The sequence below is a fragment of the Isoptericola jiangsuensis genome (assembly GCF_048320105.1).
Classification (GTDB): domain Bacteria; phylum Actinomycetota; class Actinomycetes; order Actinomycetales; family Cellulomonadaceae; genus Isoptericola; species Isoptericola jiangsuensis_A.
This window is the reverse complement of sequence record NZ_CP182942.1, coordinates 1,264,542-1,282,935: the sequence shown is the minus strand read 5'-3', so window position 1 is coordinate 1,282,935 and position 18,394 is coordinate 1,264,542. Positions and strand designations below refer to the sequence as shown.

Sequence of the window (18,394 nt, the reverse complement as noted above, 5' to 3'; positions counted from 1 at the left end):
TCGGCAGGGTCGCCGACCGGTTCGCCGACGGGGTCGCGGCCGGTGACGACGGTGCCGGTGACGACGGTGCCGGTGACGACGGTGCCGGTGACGACGGTGCCGGCCCCGGTCCGCGCCGGTGACGGTTCCTCCGGCGGCTCCGGCGGCAGCATCGGCGACCGCACCGTCGTGCTCAGCGACGGCGTCCGTCTCGACGCCCATCCCGACCTGCGGGTCGCGGCGCGCTGGTGGCGTCGTGTCACCGAGGACGCCTTCGGCATCGACATCGTCCCCGGTGCGCCCGACGTCGCGGCGACGGCCCCGTCCGACGTCGCCGCGCAGGTCGGGCACGAGGGAAGCCCCGGCGAGCCGGCGCCGGTGTCGCGAGTCGTCCTCGACGTCGACGACACCCTTCCTGCGGGCGGCTACACGCTCGACATCGGTGCGAGCGCCGCCGTCGTCCGGGTGTGCGCCGCCGACCTCGACGGCGCGCACGCCGCCGTGCAGACGCTGCGCCAGCTCGCCGGGCCGCGGGCCTTCCGGCGCGCTCCCGTCCAGCCCGCCCGGCCTGCGCCGTCCGCGGACCGGCAGACCGCGCCGGAACCGAGCCCGCCGAATCCGACTGTGCCGGAACCGAGCCCGCCGACCGCACCCACCCTGACCCTGCCCACCCTGAACCTGCACGACGCGCCCGCGCACCCGTGGCGGGGCGTCCTGCTCGACGTCGCCCGGCACTTCCTGCCCAAGGCCGACGTGCTGCGCTTCGTCGACCTGGCGGCCGCGCACCACCTCAACGTCCTCCAGCTGCACCTCACCGACGACCAGGGCTGGCGGTTCACGTCGCACCGGCATCCGCGCCTGACCGCCGTGGGGTCCTGGCGGCGCGAGTCGACGGTGGGCACCTGGCGCACGGGTGTCGGCGACGGACGCCCGCACGGCGGGTCCTACACCCAGGACGACCTGCGCGAGATCGTCGCGTTCGCCCGGGAGCGCGGCGTCGTCGTGGTGCCCGAGATCGACGTGCCGGGGCACGTGCAGGCCGCGCTCGCAGCCTTCCCGGAGCTCGCCGCCCGCGACGGCGAGCACGAGGTGAGCACCACCTGGGGCATCTCTGCCGACGTCCTGGACCCCTCGGAGCGCTCGCTGGAGCTGTTCCGCGACGTGCTCGACGAGGTCTGCGACGTCTTCGACGCGCCCTTCGTCGCCCTCGGCGGCGACGAGGTGCCGACGACGGCGTGGCGCGAGCGACCCGACGTCGTCGCCCGGGCCGCAGCGCTCGGCCACCTCGACGACGACGGCGTCGGGGACGTGGCGCGGCTGCACGGATGGTTCCTGGCCCGGCTGGCCGACCACCTGCGCACCCGCGGCCGTCGCGCCGTCGTGTGGGACGAGGCGTTCGGTCCCGACCTGCCGCGCGACGCCGTGGTGCTGTGCTGGCGGGGGCACGCCGTCGCCGCGGACGCCCTGGCGGCGGGCCACGACGTCGTCATGGCGCCCGAGCAGCACACGTACCTCGATCACCGCGCCGGGGACGGACCGGACGAGCCGATCCCCGTGGGGTTCCTGCGCACCGTGGCCGACGTGCACGGGTTCGAACCGCTGCCGGCGGCCTTCCGTGCGGCACGGCCCGACGTCGCCGCGGCAGCAGGACGCGTGCTCGGCGGGCAGGCGCAGGTGTGGACCGAGCACCTCGACTCGGTGCGCCGCGTCGACTACGCCACCTATCCGCGCCTCGCGGCCTTCGCCGAGGCGGTCTGGGGGACGGGGCGCGGCCCGGACGGCACGCGCCGGGCCGGCACGCAGGAGTTCCTGGAGCGCCTCGAGCAGCACCACCTGCCGCGCCTGGACGCCTACGGCGTCGAGTACCGGCCACTGGACGGCCCGCACCCCTGGCAGCGGCGTCCCGGCGTGGCCGGCCACCCCCGCGACCTCGCTGCCGAGACCGCCGCGGGCGGCTGGACGGGCGTGGGCGGCTGGGTCGAAGGTCGCGACGGTGCCGAGCCCGCGGGAGACGGCACGTGACCGGCGTCCGGGGTGTCGACGTCGTGCACGGCGCCGTGCTCGCCCGACCGGACGGGACCACCACGGGCCCGGTCGACCTGCACCTCGGCGCAGGACGCGTCGTGGAGGTCCTGCCCGCCGGGTCCCGTCCGGGCCACGGCCGCACCCTCGACGCCGGCGGCCGCCTGGCACTGCCCGGATTCCTCGACGCCCACGTGCACGGTGGTGCCGCCGTGTTCGACGAGCACGTCCAGCACGCGCTGCTGCGCCAGGGCGTCACGGGCATCGTCGTGGGCGCGGACGGCATCGGCGCGGCACCGTCCGACGCACGGTCCGCGGCGTGGGCCGCCGGCTACTTCGCCGCGATCGACGGCGCGCACCCGGGCTTCGCCGGCGGCAGCGTCGGCGACCTGCTCGCCACCTACGACGGCACCACGCCGATCGGGGTGGCGACCCTCGTGCCGCACGCCACGCTGCGCTGCACCGTCATGGGCACCGCGCAACGGGCCGCAACACCCGCCGAGGTCGAGGAGATGGTGCGGCTCGCCACGCAAGCCTTCGACGACGGCGCGGTCGGCCTGTCGACCGGCCTGGAGTACGTGCCCGCCGCCTGGGCGGAGGCGGACGAGCTGGTCGCGCTCGCCCGGGGGGCCGCCTCCCGGGGCCTGCCGCACGTGTCCCACATGCGGGGGTACGAGGCGGCCGCCGGACCGGCGTTCGCCGAGCTCCTGGCGATCGCCGCGGCGTCCGGGGCGGCGACCCACGTCTCGCACCTGCACGGCCCGGCCGACGACCTGGTCCGGTTGCTCGACGACGCCCGCGCCGCCGGGCACGACGTCACCTTCGACTCCTACCCGTACCTGCGGGGCTGCTCGATCCTCGCGATGGTGGCCCTGCCCTCGTGGCTGCCGCTCGCCGACCCCGACGCGGCGCTCGCGGCGCTCGCCGACCCGCCCACGGCGGCCCGCGTGCGCGCGCACCTCGACGGTCTGGACGACCTGTGGCCGCGCGTCACCCTGGCGTGGGCGCCGGGCCTCGACGGCGTCGCCGGTGCCGGTGCCGGTGCCGGTGGGGCCGATGGCGCTGACGGGGTCGCCGGGTCGAGGCTGACGGACGTGGCCGCGCGGTGGGGCCTGCGACCCGCCGACGCCGCTCTGCGGATCCTGGTGGAGACCCGCTTGCGGGCCGGCTGCGTCTTCGCCCAGCCCCCGACGAACAGCGCCGCGTCCGTGCGGTCGCTGGCGAACCACCCGGCGCACCTGGCCGGTTCGGACGCGATCTACCAGCCGCTCGCCGGCGGCGGACGGCCGCACCCGCGCGGATGGGGCACGTTCGCGCGCTACCTGGCCGAGCACGTCGTCGCCACGGGGGACTGGACGTGGCACGACGCCGTCCAGCACCTCTCGGCGCGTGCGGCGGCGCGCTTCGGCCTGCCGGACCGCGGGCACCTGTCGCCGGGCGCCGCCGCGGACGTCGTCCTCGTGGACCCGGCGACGGTGAGGGACCTGGCCACCTACGACGCGCCGCGCACGCCTGCCACCGGGATCGACGACGTGCTGGTCGCGGGAACCGCCGTGCTCGCGGACGGCGACCTGACCGGGGCCACCCCGGGCGGCCCGCTGCGCGCACGGCGCCGGCCCCGCGCCACGGCAGGACACCGCGCCACGGCAGGGCTCAGCACCGCGGAGGGCCTGCCCGCCGCGGAAGGCCGAACCGCCACGGAAGGACGACGATGAGGATCGACGACCCGGGCCGCTCCTGGCCGCTGCTCACGGTGGACCGCGAGGCCCTGGAGCACAACGTCGCGACGGTGGCGGCCGCGGTGTCCGCGGCCGGTGCCGAGCACGCCCCGCACGTCAAGACCCACATGTCCCGGTCGATCTGGGCACGCCAGTCCGCCGCGGGCGCCTGGGGCGCCACCGTGGCGACCCCCGGCCAGCTCCGCACGGTCCGGTCCTGGGGTGTGCGGCGCGCCCTGCTCGCCAACGAGCTCGTCGACCCGCGCGACGTCGCCTGGTTGCGCGCCGCGCTCGACGCGGAGGGGCTCGACGCGGAGGGGCTCGACGAGGCGTGGGTGTACGTCGACTCGGTCCGCGGCGTGGAGACCCTGGCCGAGGGCGTGCGCGGCGCGGCACGGCCGGACGCCCTCGGTGTGCTGGTCGAGCTGGGCGTCCCCGGCGGCCGGACAGGGCTGCGCACCCGGTCCGAGGTCGTGGACCTGGCCGCGGTGGCGGCCCGGGCCGGCCTGCGCGTGGTCGGTGTCGCGGGCTACGAGGGACCCGTCGCTGCGGGTACGAGCGCGGAGGACCTCGCGGCGGTCCGGACCTGGTGCGGAGACCTGCGCGCGGCGGGCGCCCAGGTCGCCGACCTCGTCGACGGTCCGGTCGTGCTCTCGGCGGGCGGCAGCGCGTGTGCGGACGTCGTGCTCGGCGAGCTGACGCGGTCGGACGGAGCGCGGGTCGTGCTGCGCTCGGGCGCGTACGTCACCCACGACCACGGCCACTACCGGCGTGCCGACCCGTGGACGAGGCTCGGGACCGCCGCCCTGCGCCCGGCGATCACCGTGTGGGCCTCGGTGCTCTCCGTGCCCGAGCCCGGCATGGCGATCTGCGGGATGGGCCGGCGCGACGTGTCCTTCGACATCGACCTGCCCGTCCCGCTGCGGGCGCGAACGACGGACCGCGACGGGCGTCTCGGCGCCGCGCGGGAGGTCGACGCGCAGGTCACGGCGCTCAACGACCAGCACGCCTACCTGTCCGGGCCGGGGACCCGTGACCTGACGGTGGGGGACGTGGTCGCCTTCGGCATCTCGCACCCCTGCACGACCCTGGACAAGCACCGCACCGGGCTGCTCACCGACGGCGACGACGTCGTCGAGGAGCTGTCCTTCGATCTCTGAGGAGAACCCATGGCCAAGACTCCGATCAGCACGCCGGACGCACCCGCGCCCGCCCACACGTTCCACCAGGGGGTGCGGTCGGGCCCGTTCCTGCAGGTCTCCGGGCAGGGGCCAGTCGACCCGGCGTCGGGGGAGTACCTGCACGCGGGTGACGTCGCCGCGCAGACGACCCGCACGCTGGAGAACGTGCGTGCCGTCGTCGAGGCGGGCGGAGCGACGTTCGACGACGTCGTCATGCTGCGCGTCTACCTCACCACGCGCGACGACTTCGCGGCGATGAACGAGGCGTACGGGGCGTTCGTCACCGAGCACTGCCCGTCCGGGGTGCTGCCGAGCCGCACGACGGTGATGGCGGGGCTGCCCCGCCCGGAGATGCTGGTGGAGATCGACGCCTTCGCCGTCGTGCAGTGACCGGGTGACCGGCCCGGCCCGGCCCGGCCTGACGTGACCTGACCCGGCCCGGCCCGAGGCGACCTGACGTGGTTCGCCCGCGGGGCCTGCCGGGTCGGGGTCGCTCAGCGACGGACCAGCGCGGGCTCGCGCTCGTGGTCCGCGGCGGGGGCGTCGTCACCGGAGCCGGTGCCGTCGTCGGCCGGGCCGTCGTCGTGGGGTCCGGCGCCGTGGGGACCGGCGCTGCCGCTCGTCGGCGGTGCGTCGCTGCGGCGACGCCGCACGACGCGCACGACGAGCAGCACGACCGCGGCCAGCGCGAGCCAGGGGAGCAGGACGCCGAGCACGAGCACGATGGTCTGCACCGTGGCGCTCAGCGCGCTCCAGCCGGTGGCCAGGCCGTCGACGAAGCCGCTGCGAGGCGCCGTGACCGGGGCGGTGTCCGCCGTGATGGAGATCCAGATCGTCGACATGGCGACCTGGTCGGAGAGCGCGTCGCGCTGGGCGCTCAGGGCGTCCAGCTCCGCCTGGCGGGTGGCGAGCTCGCGCTCGACCTCGAGGAGGTCGGCGGTGGACCCGGCCGAGGCGAGGAGCTCGGTGAGGCGGTCGGTGGACGTCGTCAGCGCGGAGATCCGGGCGTCGAGGTTCTGCCCCTGGCTGGTGACGTCGTCCTTGGCGATCTCGACGTGGCGGACGGTGGCGACGTCGGACATGGCCTCGACGGCGCTGGTGGTGCGGTCGGCCGGGATGCGGACGGTCAGCGAGGCGTCGCCCGGCTCGCCGTCCGTCCCGGGGGACTCGGTGAGGCCGTCGATGCGTCCGCCGGCCTGCTCGACCATGCGGGAGATCTCCTCGGCCGTGGCGGCCGGGTCCTCGGCGACGAGGTCCATCGAGCCGGTGACGACGATCTCGCGGTCGACGACGGACGTCGCGTCGGCGGCGCTGGCGGCCTCGGCGGCGACGTCCCCGGACTCCGTCTCGCCGGACCCGTCGTAGGCGGCGTCGGGAGCGATCTCGGAGGTCATGGCGCCCGTGGCGTCGGCGTCGGACGCCGATTCGTCCCCGCTCCCGGAGCAGGCGGCGAGACCGAGCGTGAGGAGCAGGGCGGTCGCAGCGGCTGCCGCTCGGCGGGGCACCAGGAGGGTCATGGGCACGACGATAGGGCCCTGACCTGCCAGGACGCAGCACGTCTCGCGCGATCGTGATGCGACCGTGCCGAGACCGTGATCTGGGGGCTGTGAGTTCGGTCACGAACAGTAACGATCGAATAACGAAGGACTCCGGACGATAGACAAGGAATCTGTAAGGACGCTCTACTAACAAACATGACCACGACGACGACGCGAACCAGCCGCCGAGGGCTGGGCAGCGGACTGCGTGCCACCTCCAAGGTGCTCCCGGAGCACGCCCGGGCGCACAACCGCTCCCTGGTGCTCCAGCACCTCTTCCACGCCGGACCCACGTCCCGCGCGGACCTCGCCCGGTCCACCGGGCTGACCCGGGTCACCATCTCCGACCTCGTCGGCGTCCTGCTCGCCGAGGACCTCGTCGAGGAGCTGGGCACCCAGCCCGGCCGTCGCGTGGGCAAGCCGGCGATCCTCGTCGGCATGCGGACGGACGCCTACCAGATCGTCGCGCTCGACCTCTCCGACGACACCGTCCTGCGCGGTGCCGTGCTCACGCTGACCGGTGAGGCGGTCGAGCGTCGCTCGCTCGAGGCGGAGGGCCGACGCGGCGACGACCTCGTCGACCTCATCACCCGCTTCGCACGGCTCCTCGTCGCCAACGCGTCCCGCCCCGTGATCGGTGTGGGCGTCGGCTCCCCGGGCGTCGTCGACCCCGCCGGTCGCATCGTCGAGGCGCCCAACGTCGAGTGGGCCGACCTGCCGCTGGCCGCCGTGCTCACCGAGCGGCTCGGGCTGCCCGTGCACGTCGCCAACGACGCGAACTCGGCCGCCCTGGCCGAGTACACCTACGGCGGCGCCAGCGGCTCCACCCTCGTGCTCACCGTCGGCAAGGGCGTCGGCGCCGGCGTCATGGTCGACGGCGCCCGCGTCCACGGCGCCCGCGACGCCGCCGGCGAGCTCGGGCACGTCACCGTCGTCGACGAGGGCGGCCAGACCTGCGCCTGCGGACGCACCGGCTGCCTCGAGACGATCCTGTCCGCACCCGCCCTGCGCCGCGCCGTCGAAGGGCTCGACGCCCCGGCGGCCGACGCCGTCCTCGCGGACGTCGGACGCACCCTCGGCACGGCGCTCGCGCCCGTGGTCGGCGCGCTCAACCTCAGCGAGGTGCTGCTCGCCGGCCCGCCCGAGCTCCTCGGCGGAGCGCTGCGCGACGCCGTCCACCGCACGCTCACCGCTCGCACGATGCCGGTCATCGCGGCCGACCTCGACGTCCGGATGGCCGCGCTCGACGACGACGTCGTCCTCGCCGGCGCCGCCGTGCTCGTCCTGGGCGCCCAGCTCGGCGTCTCCTGACCTTCCACGTCCACCCCAACCCCCGGTGGTCGGCAGACCTGCCACCCACCCCAGTGAGAGGAAATCCCCAGTGAAGAGGAACCGTCTGGTCGCCGCCACCGCGGTGTCGACCGTCACCCTGGCGCTCGCGCTCACCGCCTGCTCGTCCGACACCGACGCGCCGGCCGACGACGCCCAGGCCGGCGAGTCCGGCGAGATGGCGTCGGGCGACATCCGCGTCTGGCTCGTCGGCAGCGACACCCCGGACGAGGCGCGCGACTACCTCAAGACCACGTTCGAGTCCGAGAACGAGGGCTCCACGCTCACCATCGAGGAGCAGTCCTGGACCGGGCTGGTCGACAAGTACACGACCGCGCTGTCCGGCTCGGACAGCCCCGACCTCGTCGAGATCGGCAACACGCAGGCCCCGGCCTTCACCTCGGCCGGCGCCTTCATGGATCTGACCGACGACTACGACGCGCTCGGTGGCGACGACCTGCTGCCCGGCTTCGTGGAGTCCGGCTCGTACGAGGGCAAGTTCTACGCCGCGCCGTACTACTCCGGTGCCCGCATCGGCATCTACTCGACCGACGTCACCGGCGACACCCCCGCGCCGACCACGTGGGACGACTACCTGGCGAACATCGAGTCCCTCGCCAGCGACGACGTCTCCGGCCTGTACACGCCGGGCAAGGACTGGCGCAACGGCATGGCCTTCGTGTGGGTCAACGGCGGCAACATCGCCACCGTCGACGACGCCGGCACCTGGACCGGTGGCTTCTCGGAGCCCGAGGCGATCACCGGCCTGGAGCAGCTCCAGGACGTCATGCTCAACGCGAACCACGCTCCGGCCGACTCCGACGAGACCGACCCGCAGGTGCCGTTCTGCGCCGGCGAGGTCGCCTACCTCACCGCGCCGAACTGGGTCCGCTGGTCCATCGCGGCGCCCGAGGATGCCGAGGCCCCCGGCTGCGCCTCGACCTACGGTGCCGAGGACAAGCTGCAGGCCTTCGCCCTGCCCGGCATGACCGAGGGCGAGTACGCCCCCGTGCTCGCCGGCGGTTCGAACGTCGCCATCCCGACCAACGCCCCGAACCCGGAGCTGGCCAAGAGCGCGCTGGAGATCATCCTGTCGGACGGCTACCAGCAGATCCTCGCCGAGAACGGTCTCGTCCCGGCCAAGGTCTCGCAGGCCCAGTTCATGGCGGACGACGCCTTCAGCCAGGCCGCGTCCAACGCTGCCGGTGCGGCGCAGCTGACCCCCGCCTCGCCGGCGTGGGCCGACGTCGAGGCCTCGGGCGTGCTGGAGGACTCCTTCGTGAAGATCGCCCAGGGCGAGGACGTCGCCACGGTGGCGGCCGAGCTCGACGCAGCCGTCGAGGAGACCCTCAACGGCTGACCTGACCGGTCGGCACGGCGGTGCCGGTGACCCACCGGCCACCGGCACCGCCGTTCCCCTGCCCGACGTCCGCACCAGCTCGACCCCGGAGCACCCCTGTGACCACCACCCCCGACGCGCCTCCCGCGGTCGCCGCGACCACCCGGCCGCCGCAGCAGCTGCGCGCCAAGCGGCCGACCCTCTTCCCCTACGCGCTGCTCGCCCCGGCGATCGCCGTGCTCGCCCTGCTGGTCGCCTGGCCGATCCTGCGACTGATCATCACGTCGTTCCAGGAGTACGGCCGCGCCCAGGCCTTCGGCGCACCGCCCGAGTGGATCGGGTTCGACAACTACACCGAGGTGCTGACCTCCTCGGAGTTCTACGCCGTGCTGGCCCGCAGCTTCGCGTTCATGGTCGTGGCCGTGGCCGTCACGATGGCCCTCGGCACCCTCGTCGCGCTGCTCATGATGCGTCTCGGTCGGGCGATGCGCCTGCTCGTCACCGTCGGGCTGCTGCTCGCCTGGGCGATGCCCGCGCTGTCGTCGGTGATGGTGTGGGGCTGGATGTTCGACACCCGGTCCGGCGTCGTGAACTACCTGCTGACGAAGATCACCGGCGACGACTGGACCGGGCACTCCTGGCTCATCGACCCGCTGTCGTTCTTCCTGGTGCTCGGCCTGATCGTGGTGTGGATGGGTGTGCCGTTCATCGCCTTCACCATGTACGCCGGGCTGACGCAGGTGCCCGTGGACACCCTCGAGGCGGCCCAGCTGGACGGCGCGAACGGCCGGCAGCGGTTCTTCCTCATCCAGGTGCCGTTCGTGCGCAGCATCATCCTGGTGCTCGTCGTGCTGTCGGTGATCTGGGACCTGCGGGTGTTCGCCCAGGTCTACGCCCTGCAGGGGATCGGCGGCCTGTACGAGAAGACCTCCACGCTCGGCGTGTGGATCTACCAGAAGGGCACCGCGAGCGGTGACTTCGGGTTCGCCGCCGCGGCCGCCGTGGTCATGGTCTTCATCCTGCTCATCATCTCCTTCTCCTACGTGCGCCAGACCCTCAAGGAGGACGACTGACCATGGCTGCCTCCACGATGCCCGCCACCGTCGCGGTGCCCGCCGCGTCCCGCCGTCCCGCGCGACGCCCCGTCCCCCGGCGCGACGCGCCGCCAACATCGGCTTCGGCCTCATCGCCGTCGTCGTCTTCGTCTGCTCGGCGTTCCCCGTCTACTGGATGGTGTCGTCGTCGTTCCTGCCGACGAACCTCATCCGCAACGTCACCCCGACGTTCTTCCCCGGTGCGGACTTCACGGTCGACAACTACGTGCGTGCCGTCACCGACGACACGCGGGCCGACTTCGTGCCCGCGCTGCAGACCTCGCTGACGGTCACGTTCCTGACGCTCGTCGCCGCGCTGGTCATCGCCTTCGTCGCGTCGGTGGCGATCGGTCGCTACCGGTTCCGTGGCCGCAAGCAGTTCATCGTCGCGATCCTCATCGTCCAGATGATCCCCGGCGAGGCGATGCTGCTGACGTACTTCCAGCTCATCGACGGCTGGCACATGCTCAACACGATCATGGGCCTGACGATCCTGTACGTCGCCATGGTGCTGCCGTTCACCATCTGGACGCTGCGCGGGTTCGTCACGGCGGTCCCCGCCGAGCTCGAGGAGGCCGCGATGATCGACGGCTGCTCGCGCACCCGGGCGTTCTGGAAGGTGACGTTCCCGCTGCTGGCCCCCGGCCTGGTCTCGACCGGCGTGTTCGCCTTCATCCAGGCCTGGAACGAGTTCGTGCTCGCGCTGGTGATCATGTCCCGCCCGGAGTCGATGACGCTGCCCGTGTGGCTGCGCACGTTCCAGCAGGCCACGAAGGCCACGGACTACGGGGCGCTCATGGCCGGCTCCGTGCTGGTCGCCATCCCGGTGGTCATCTTCTTCCTGCTCGTGCAGGGCCGGATGACCGGCGGCCTGGTCGCGGGCGCGGTGAAGGGCTGACGTGGACGAGTACCTCTCGGCGGCCCCCGTGCCGCCGCCCGGTCTTGCCGTCGGCCTGGACATCGGTGGCACCAAGACCCTCGGCGTCCTGCTCGCCCCGGACGGCGAGGTCGTCGCCCAGGCGCGGCTCGCCACCCGGCCCGGGCCCACCGACGTGCTGGACGGCGCCGTGCGCGCCGTCGAGGGCGTCACCCGGCAGGCCGGCGTGGCGATGTCCGACGTCGTCGGCGTCGGGGTGGGCGTGCCGGGCCTGGTGGACGCCGACGCCGGCACCGTGCGGCACGCGGTCAACCTCGGCATCGACGGTCGCCCGCTCGCACTCGCGGAGCTGCTCTCGGCGCGGCTCGGCGGGGTCGGCGTCGGGATCGAGAACGACCTCAACGCCGCCGCCGTCGGTGCGGCGCACCTGCTCGAGGCGGAGGAGGGCCACGGGTCCGCCGACCTCGCGTTCCTCGCGCTGGGCACGGGCCTGGCCGCCGGGCTCGTGCTGGACGGCCGGCTGCGCCGGGGCGCCCACGGCGCCGCCGGTGAGATCGGTCACGTGCCCGTGGACCCCTCGGGCCCGCCGTGCGCCTGCGGGCAGCGTGGCTGCCTGGAGCTGTACGCCTCCGGATCGGCCGTCGCCGCCCTGTGGCCGACGACGTCGGACCGTCCCGCGCCGGTCGAGCTGTTCGAGGCGGCCGAGCGCGGCCACCTCGACGCGATGCTCGCCCGCGACCGTTACGCGCGCGCCGTGGCCGGTGCCGTGCGCATGCTGGTGCTGAGCGTGGACGTGCGTCACGTCGTCCTCGGCGGCGGGGTCGCCCAGCTCGGCGACCCCCTGCTCGACGCGGTGCGCGGTGCGCTCGAGGACGAGTCGGCGGCCTCGGCGTTCCTGCGCTCGCTCGACCTGCCCGGCCGGGTGCGGCTCGCGCCGGGGCGGGTGTCCGTCGGCGCGGTGGGCGCCGCCGTCGTCGGTCGGGGGCGGTTCACGCTCCCGGCGTCCGCGGCCTGAGCGGCGCCCGCCCGCTCGCGGTCCTCACCCGGACCGCCCGAACCTTCCGGAAGGAGACCTCATGGAGGTCGTCATCGCTCCCGCCGAGGAGCTCGCCGTGCTCGCCGCCGACGCCGTGGAGGCGCTGCTGCGCCGTCGCGCCGACGCGGTGCTCGGGCTCGCCACCGGGTCGAGCCCGCTCGCGGTGTACGACGAGCTGGCACGCCGGCACGCGGCCGACGCGCTGTCGTTCGACCAGGCGCGCGGCTTCATGCTCGACGAGTACGTGGGCCTTCCCGCCGACCACCCGGAGCGCTACCGCAACGTCATCGCCACCGAGATCGCCGAACGGGTCGACTGGCCCGCCGACCAGGTCCGCGGTCCGGACGGTCTGGCGGAGGACCTGGCGGCCGCGTGCGCCGACTACGAGCGCGCGATCGCCGCGGCCGGGGGGATCGACCTGCAGATCCTCGGCATCGGCACCGACGGGCACATCGCGTTCAACGAGCCCGGGTCCTCGCTCGCGTCGCGCACCCGCATCAAGACCCTGACCCGCCAGACGCGGATCGACAACGCGCGGTTCTTCGGCGACGACGTGGACCTCGTGCCCACCCACTGCCTGACCCAGGGGCTGGGCACCATCATGGACGCTCGTCACCTGGTGCTGCTGGCCACCGGGCGGCACAAGGCGGAGGCGGTGCACCAGCTCGTCGAGGGACCGGTCTCGGCCATGTGGCCGGCCACCGTGATGCAGCTGCACCCGCACGCCACGGTGCTGGTCGACGAGGCGGCGGCGTCGCGCCTGCAGCTCGCCGCCTACTACCGCCAGACCTACGACGCGAAGCCGGACTGGCAGGGTCTGTGAGGCGGGGCGGTACCCGGCGCCGTGACGGGGCGGGCGCGGCGCCGGCGTGGGCCGGTCGGGGCGTGTCGGTGGCCGGTGCGTAGGATGGCGGCCATGAGCGACCCCCTCTCCACACCCCCCGCGGAGCCGTCGAAGGACACCGGTGCGGGCACCAGCGTCCTCGAGCGTCCGGACACGCGCGAGCAGGCCGCCGAGCCGGGGGACCACGAACGTTTTGCGCACTACGTGCGCAAGGAGAAGATCATGGAGTCGGCGATGTCCGGCAAGCCCGTGATCGCGCTCTGCGGCAAGGTCTGGGTCCCCGGTCGTGACCCGTCGAAGTTCCCCGTGTGCCCGATCTGCAAGGAGATCTACGACGGACTGAGGGAGCCCCAGGACGGCGGGAACGACCAGGGCGACCCGGGCAAGTGAGCGCGGGGCCGTTGCCCGGGTCGGAGTCCCTCGACCTCTTCGCCGCCGCCGCCGAACCCACCGAGGCCGCCAAGCCGCTGCCGCAGTCGCCGTCCGCGGTCGCGGCGTCCCACCTCAGCCCGGCCTACCCGCGCCGTGCACCGTGGGGCACGGCGTCGAACCTGCGGGCGTGGCAGGCCGAGGCGCTGAACCTCTACCAGGAGCGGGCCGCCCGCGACTTCCTCGCGGTCGCCACCCCCGGGGCGGGCAAGACGACGTTCGCCCTGCGCGTCGCCACGGAGCTGCTGGAGGCCGGGACCGTGCGGCGCGTGACGGTCGTCGCGCCCACGGAGCACCTCAAGCACCAGTGGGCCGACGCCGCGGCGCGGGTGGGCATCCGCATCGACCCGTCGTTCAAGAACAGCCAGGGACGCCACGGGTCCCACTACGACGGCGTCGCGCTGACGTACGCCCAGGTGGCCGCGAAGCCGGCGCTGCACCGGGCGCGCACCGAGACGGCTCCCACGCTGGTGATCCTCGACGAGGTGCACCACGGCGGCGACGCCCTGAGCTGGGGTGACGCCGTGCGCGAGGCGTTCGAGGACGCGACGCGCCGGCTCGCGCTGACGGGCACGCCGTTCCGCTCGGACACCTCGGCGATCCCGTTCGTCACCTACGAGGCCGACGCCGACGGGATCCGCCGCTCCAAGGCCGACTACACCTACGGCTACGGCGACGCGCTGCGCGACCACGTGGTGCGTCCCGTGCTGTTCATGACGTACTCGGGCGAGATGCGCTGGCGCACCCGGGCCGGTGACGAGGTCAGCGCACGCCTCGGCGAGGCGATGACCAAGGACATGCACGGCCAGGCGTGGCGCACCGCGCTGGACCCGAACGGCGAGTGGGTCCCGTCGGTGCTGGCCGCGGCGGACAAGCGACTCACCGAGGTGCGTCGCGCGGTGCCGGACGCCGGTGGCCTGGTGATCGCCTCCGACCAGACCGACGCCCGCGCCTACGCCGGGCACCTGGCCCGCATCACCGGGACCTCGCCCGTGGTGGTGCTGAGCGACGACGACGGCGCCAGCGCGCGCATCGACGAGTTCAGCGCCGGCACGCAGCGGTGGATGGTCGCCGTGCGGATGGTCTCCGAGGGCGTCGACGTGCCGCGCCTCGCCGTCGGCGTGTACGCGACCAGCACCTCCACGCCCCTGTTCTTCGCCCAGGCGGTGGGACGGTTCGTGCGGGCACGTCGACGCGGCGAGACCGCGTCGGTGTTCCTGCCGAGCGTGCCGCTGCTGACCGGGCTGGCGAACGAGATGGAGGCGGAGCGCGACCATGCGCTGGACCGTCCCCGGACGGCCGAGGAGCAGGGCATCGAGTACGACCCCGAGGCGGCGCTGCTCGCGGCGGCGAACAAGGAGGAGAAGGCCTCGGGCGAGCTGACCGGGTCCTTCGAGGCACTGGAGGCGCAGGCGTCGTTCGACCGGGTGCTGTTCGACGGCGGCGAGTTCGGGACGGGCGCGGACATCGGGTCCGCCGCCGAGCAGGACTTCCTCGGGCTGCCCGGGCTGCTCGACGCCGACCAGGTCACCACCCTGCTGCGGGAGCGTCAGGCCGCGCAGTCGAAAGGGCGGGCGGGCGCGGGTGACGGCGCCGCCGAGCTGGAGCGCTCCGAGCAGGAGCACCGCAGGGCCGCCGCGCTGCGCAAGGAGCTGTCCAAGCTGGTCTCGGCCTGGGCGCGCAAGGCGGGTCGTCCGCACGGGTCGGTGCACACCGAGCTGCGGCGTCGCTGCGGTGGGCCCGAGGTGCCCCTGGCGACCGCCGACCAGCTCTCCGCCCGCGTGGAGATGGTGCGGGGCTGGTTCGTCGGCAAACGGTGAGTCGCCGGGCCGCCGGGCTGTGACTTTGATCGTAGGACGGCGCGCTCTTTCGATCACTAGTTGGCGGCTAGTAGCCCCGCCAACCGCTCGAGTGCTCGGACGACCGCCCCCTTGTTCGGCACGGGGGTTCAGCCTGACGCCTCAACGCCTTCGAGCGTTTCTACTCGGGCCAAGGGCCAGGCGCATCAGTACCCAGAACAAGCCTGCAGCACCGACGATGATCGGAAGCGGGGTCACAGGGCTAGCCCAGTCGACAGGTGCGGAGTCCCACAGTGGCATCGCCACGGCGATCCCAACCGGAACAGCAAGGAGCACGACGAACGGTTCGACGAGCATCGCGGACGCGACGCGCCAGCGAGTGGACCGCGTGGCTCCTAACGAGTCGACCAACGTGCAGAACGGTTGGCTCGATCGGATCAACCCGGCACCTAGAACGACGACCATGACGCCGACCAGGAGTGCTGCCCCGAGGGAGACGAACGCCATGAACTCTGTCAGTCCGCCATCGTCATACCCTGTCTCTACCACCACGCGCGTGGCTGGTGTCGAACCTGCAATGGAGGCGCCGATGCGGGTCAACTCGTCCTCGGCGAGCGCAGAGCCGTCCAGAACAATCTGCTTATTGCCGACGGGCGCGATGTCGAGATCTGCCGCGATCTTTGATTCCGGGTCGACGACGACACCGGGTAGAAAGTTCCCCAAGGATTGCATTCCTTGGGCCGGGACGATCCAGCTGCCGACTACCTGCCCGTCACTGGTGGTTCGCAGGAGTCCGACATTGCCGTCTACGATGAGATCTGGATCGGCCAGCACGCCCCCTCGAGGCGCGTCGCCGAGAGCGACATCGGTGGGGTTTACGGTGATGCGCTCGGGCACTGGGCAGCGCGCGTCATTGTTGATTCCACCTTGGCCTTTGGCGCATTCGACGAACTCTGGGCTAGAGGCGAAGAGTCGGTCGTTTGCTCCTGCCCGGGCGATCGGTAGAGCCCACGGCTCACTCGGTTGCTGAGGTGTGGCGCTGCGCCACGCGGAGGTGACGAGGCGGGATGTCTCGTCGCCGACCTCATAGGCGACGATGGACATCGGCGGCTGGTCGGGAATGTAGGCCTTTTGTTCGGTGTGGAGCGCATTGTTGACCATGCCCGACAGGAGTGTCCCTGACAGGGTGATCACTCCGACGACAAGACCGATGATCCATCCCGATGCCGATGCCCGCTTGGCTCCCACGAGGAGGTTGCTCGGACCACGCCTAGCGACTGCGTCGCTGATGAGCAGGGACGCACCGGAGGCAGCCACCACGGTGGCGAGACCGACGATGACTGCCGCGTAGTACGGGTTGATCACATCGGTGACGCCTGCCACCCAGCTCACGAGACCCACTGATGCCGCAACTGCTGCAGATCTCAGACGCTGGCGTCGATTCGGGACTCTCCGCTGAGCTGCGAACCGTGTGTGATTGCGGATCGTGAGTTCAGTCGCAACAAGAATCGCCAAAACCGTTGCGACAAGGAACAGCGAGGTACGCAGCAGACTGACCGCGCCGACCTGCCACGCCTGGTCGACCACTCGGCCTAGCGTTCGATAGAGAAGTAGGAGGCCGAGTTGACCGATAGTGGCGCCGGCGAGGACGCCTAGCACAGCTGTGGTGGCGCAGGCACGCCGCACGACGCTCATCGCCTGACTCGCCGTCAGGCCGAGCGCGGTGAACGCGGTATTGTGCCGGGTCAACCGAGGACGCACCAGAATCAGCACAGCGACCCATGCTGCGGTCGCGACCAGCAAGCCAGCCGGACCGACAAACGTCAACGCCATGAAGCGTCCGGATTCTAGGACATCGACCTTCTCCTGGGCGAGACCGGTCGAGGATCGAACTTCGAAGTACTCGGAGCCCAACTGATCGAGCGACTCATTGAGTTCCGGATCGGAGAAATCTACATCGTTCAGCAACCATCGAGTCGAGCCTGTCGGGCCAGCCTCGACGGGAGCCGCGACGATCACGAATCGAGCGTCAGGTTCGGACGGGATCACGAAAACGCGACCCACTTCGGCCGTCGTCGACCAGCCGTCCGTGCTGACCTCGACCGTGTCCCCTATCGAGGCCTCATAGTCGCGCGCCACGGCCTCGGACACGGCCACCGCAGCCGTGCCGCGGGCTTCGCTACCACGGACGTCCAAGCCGTAGGTCTCAACGACTTCTGCTTCGGTGCTGGCCACGATTGTGACGCTGCCCAGCGAATCCTGAGTGGCGATCTCGCCGATGGTGGTTGTCAGCCGCGGGATCGGAGCCTTGGTCAGCGCTTCGATGCCGTCGGGGTGGCTGACCTGAAGCGTGTAGTCGTACCCGGCGTTCATCGCAGATGTGCTCTGCTCCTCCGCCCGTGCGCCCGATGCGCGCATCCCATCGAGCAGGACTACGACACCGACGCATAGCGCAATGCTCGCGGCGAGTAGTGCGAAGACGCTGAACTGGCGCGTCATCAACCGGCGCCCGATCTTACGTTGAGCGCCCTGCTCCGTCATCGGCCGCTTCCATGCATTGCAACGAGGTCGTTGACAAGGTGACCATCTTGGAGATCCAAGACGGTCTCTGCAACCGCAGAGACCAACGGATCGTGTGTCGCCAGCACAACTGCTGATCCATGCCGTCGGGCAGCCTCGAGGAAGGTGTCTACGACATGCCCCGCAGTAGTTCGGTCTAAGGCCGCCGTCGGCTCATCTGCCAAGATTAGGGCCGGTTCGCACGCTACCGTTCGAGCGATGGCGACCCTCTGCTGCTGGCCACCGGACATTTCGCCAGGGAGCCTGTCCGCAATATCTTCGACGCCCAGCAGGGAAAGCTCGGCGCGTGAGCGTTCCACCGCTTCGGTTGAGCGATGCCCCAATATTTCTAGTGCCATCGCGACATTTTCGAGCGCAGTAAGGAACTCCACAAGCCGGAAATCCTGATAGACAAATCCAACACCGGGATCACGTCGGGCCTCTGGCGGCGACGCGCCCCCAACTGTCACCTGCCCGGAGTCTGGCTCAAGATCTCCGGACAGCACTCCCAGCAAGGTCGACTTACCGCTGCCGCTTGGACCACGAACTGCGACAACCTCGCCCTTGCCAACTTCTAGGTCGAGTCCGCGCAACGGAGTCGTGCGCGTCCCTCCGGACCCCACACTGACCGTCATCTTCGTGCAGACAAC

15 protein-coding genes are annotated in these 18,394 nt (G+C 72.4%); 12 read left to right on the top strand and 3 right to left on the bottom strand.

From position 1 onward, the window contains the following. The first annotated feature begins 42 nt into the window (after positions 1-42). From ACNHYB_RS06055 to ACNHYB_RS06040, 4 genes are read left to right on the top strand one after another with little or no spacing between them, the layout of a single operon-like run. Positions 43-2,001: a family 20 glycosylhydrolase gene (locus ACNHYB_RS06055; RefSeq protein WP_418277507.1), complete on the top strand. Its 1,959-nt coding sequence runs from the start codon at positions 43-45 to the stop codon at positions 1,999-2,001. Continuing rightward, the gene (locus ACNHYB_RS06050; RefSeq protein ID WP_418277506.1) at positions 1,998-3,716 is read left to right on the top strand and encodes an N-acyl-D-amino-acid deacylase family protein; all 1,719 of its coding nucleotides are present in this window, start codon (positions 1,998-2,000) and stop codon (positions 3,714-3,716) included. The genes ACNHYB_RS06055 and ACNHYB_RS06050 overlap by 4 nt, the downstream gene beginning before the upstream one ends. After that, positions 3,713-4,879: an alanine racemase gene (locus tag ACNHYB_RS06045; protein ID WP_418277505.1), complete on the top strand. Its 1,167-nt coding sequence runs from the start codon at positions 3,713-3,715 to the stop codon at positions 4,877-4,879. Before ACNHYB_RS06050 ends, ACNHYB_RS06045 begins: the two co-directional genes overlap by 4 nt. A gap of 9 nt (positions 4,880-4,888) precedes the next feature. Continuing rightward, positions 4,889-5,290 carry a RidA family protein gene (locus ACNHYB_RS06040; protein WP_418277503.1) on the top strand — a complete coding sequence of 134 codons (402 nt, stop codon included), beginning with the start codon at positions 4,889-4,891 and terminating at the stop codon, positions 5,288-5,290. Positions 5,291-5,394: 104 nt separating this feature from the next. Here the strand turns inward: ACNHYB_RS06040 and ACNHYB_RS06035 are convergent, their stop codons facing one another. Further along, positions 5,395-6,417, bottom strand: coding sequence for a DUF4349 domain-containing protein (locus ACNHYB_RS06035; protein ID WP_418277502.1), 1,023 nt, complete (start codon positions 6,415-6,417; stop codon positions 5,395-5,397). A 177-nt stretch (positions 6,418-6,594) separates the two neighbouring features. Between ACNHYB_RS06035 and ACNHYB_RS06030 the strand changes: the two genes are divergently transcribed. From ACNHYB_RS06030 to ACNHYB_RS05995, 8 genes are all read left to right on the top strand, one after another. After that, complete coding sequence (locus ACNHYB_RS06030; protein ID WP_418277501.1) at positions 6,595-7,749, top strand: ROK family protein; 1,155 nt, start codon at positions 6,595-6,597, stop codon at positions 7,747-7,749. Positions 7,750-7,819: 70 nt separating this feature from the next. Beyond that, on the top strand, positions 7,820-9,127 hold the full coding sequence (locus tag ACNHYB_RS06025) for an extracellular solute-binding protein (protein ID WP_418277500.1): 1,308 nt from the start codon (positions 7,820-7,822) through the stop codon (positions 9,125-9,127). A 98-nt stretch (positions 9,128-9,225) separates the two neighbouring features. Continuing rightward, on the top strand, positions 9,226-10,179 hold the full coding sequence (locus ACNHYB_RS06020) for a carbohydrate ABC transporter permease (protein ID WP_418277499.1): 954 nt from the start codon (positions 9,226-9,228) through the stop codon (positions 10,177-10,179). Positions 10,180-10,336: 157 nt separating this feature from the next. After that, on the top strand, positions 10,337-11,098 hold the full coding sequence (locus ACNHYB_RS06015) for a carbohydrate ABC transporter permease (RefSeq protein ID WP_418277498.1): 762 nt from the start codon (positions 10,337-10,339) through the stop codon (positions 11,096-11,098). A gap of 1 nt (position 11,099) precedes the next feature. Further along, on the top strand, positions 11,100-12,092 hold the full coding sequence (locus ACNHYB_RS06010) for an ROK family protein (RefSeq protein ID WP_418277497.1): 993 nt from the start codon (positions 11,100-11,102) through the stop codon (positions 12,090-12,092). 61 nt (positions 12,093-12,153) lie between these two features. Next, positions 12,154-12,936, top strand: a complete 783-nt coding sequence (nagB, locus tag ACNHYB_RS06005; RefSeq protein WP_418277496.1) for a glucosamine-6-phosphate deaminase — start codon at positions 12,154-12,156, stop codon at positions 12,934-12,936. 93 nt (positions 12,937-13,029) lie between these two features. Beyond that, on the top strand, positions 13,030-13,347 hold the full coding sequence (locus tag ACNHYB_RS06000) for a DUF3039 domain-containing protein (RefSeq protein WP_418277495.1): 318 nt from the start codon (positions 13,030-13,032) through the stop codon (positions 13,345-13,347). A gap of 77 nt (positions 13,348-13,424) precedes the next feature. Further along, positions 13,425-15,206, top strand: a complete 1,782-nt coding sequence (locus ACNHYB_RS05995; RefSeq protein ID WP_418278002.1) for a DEAD/DEAH box helicase — start codon at positions 13,425-13,427, stop codon at positions 15,204-15,206. A 141-nt stretch (positions 15,207-15,347) separates the two neighbouring features. On the opposite strand, the gene ACNHYB_RS05990 is transcribed toward ACNHYB_RS05995, so the two are convergent. Both ACNHYB_RS05990 and ACNHYB_RS05985 read right to left on the bottom strand, forming a co-directional pair. After that, the gene (locus tag ACNHYB_RS05990) at positions 15,348-17,726 is read right to left on the bottom strand and encodes a hypothetical protein (protein WP_418277494.1); all 2,379 of its coding nucleotides are present in this window, start codon (positions 17,724-17,726) and stop codon (positions 15,348-15,350) included. After that, a complete protein-coding gene (locus tag ACNHYB_RS05985; RefSeq protein ID WP_418278001.1) occupies positions 17,723-18,367 on the bottom strand; it encodes an ABC transporter ATP-binding protein in 645 nt (214 codons plus the stop codon). The genes ACNHYB_RS05990 and ACNHYB_RS05985 overlap by 4 nt, the downstream gene beginning before the upstream one ends. Positions 18,368-18,394: the final 27 nt, after the last annotated feature.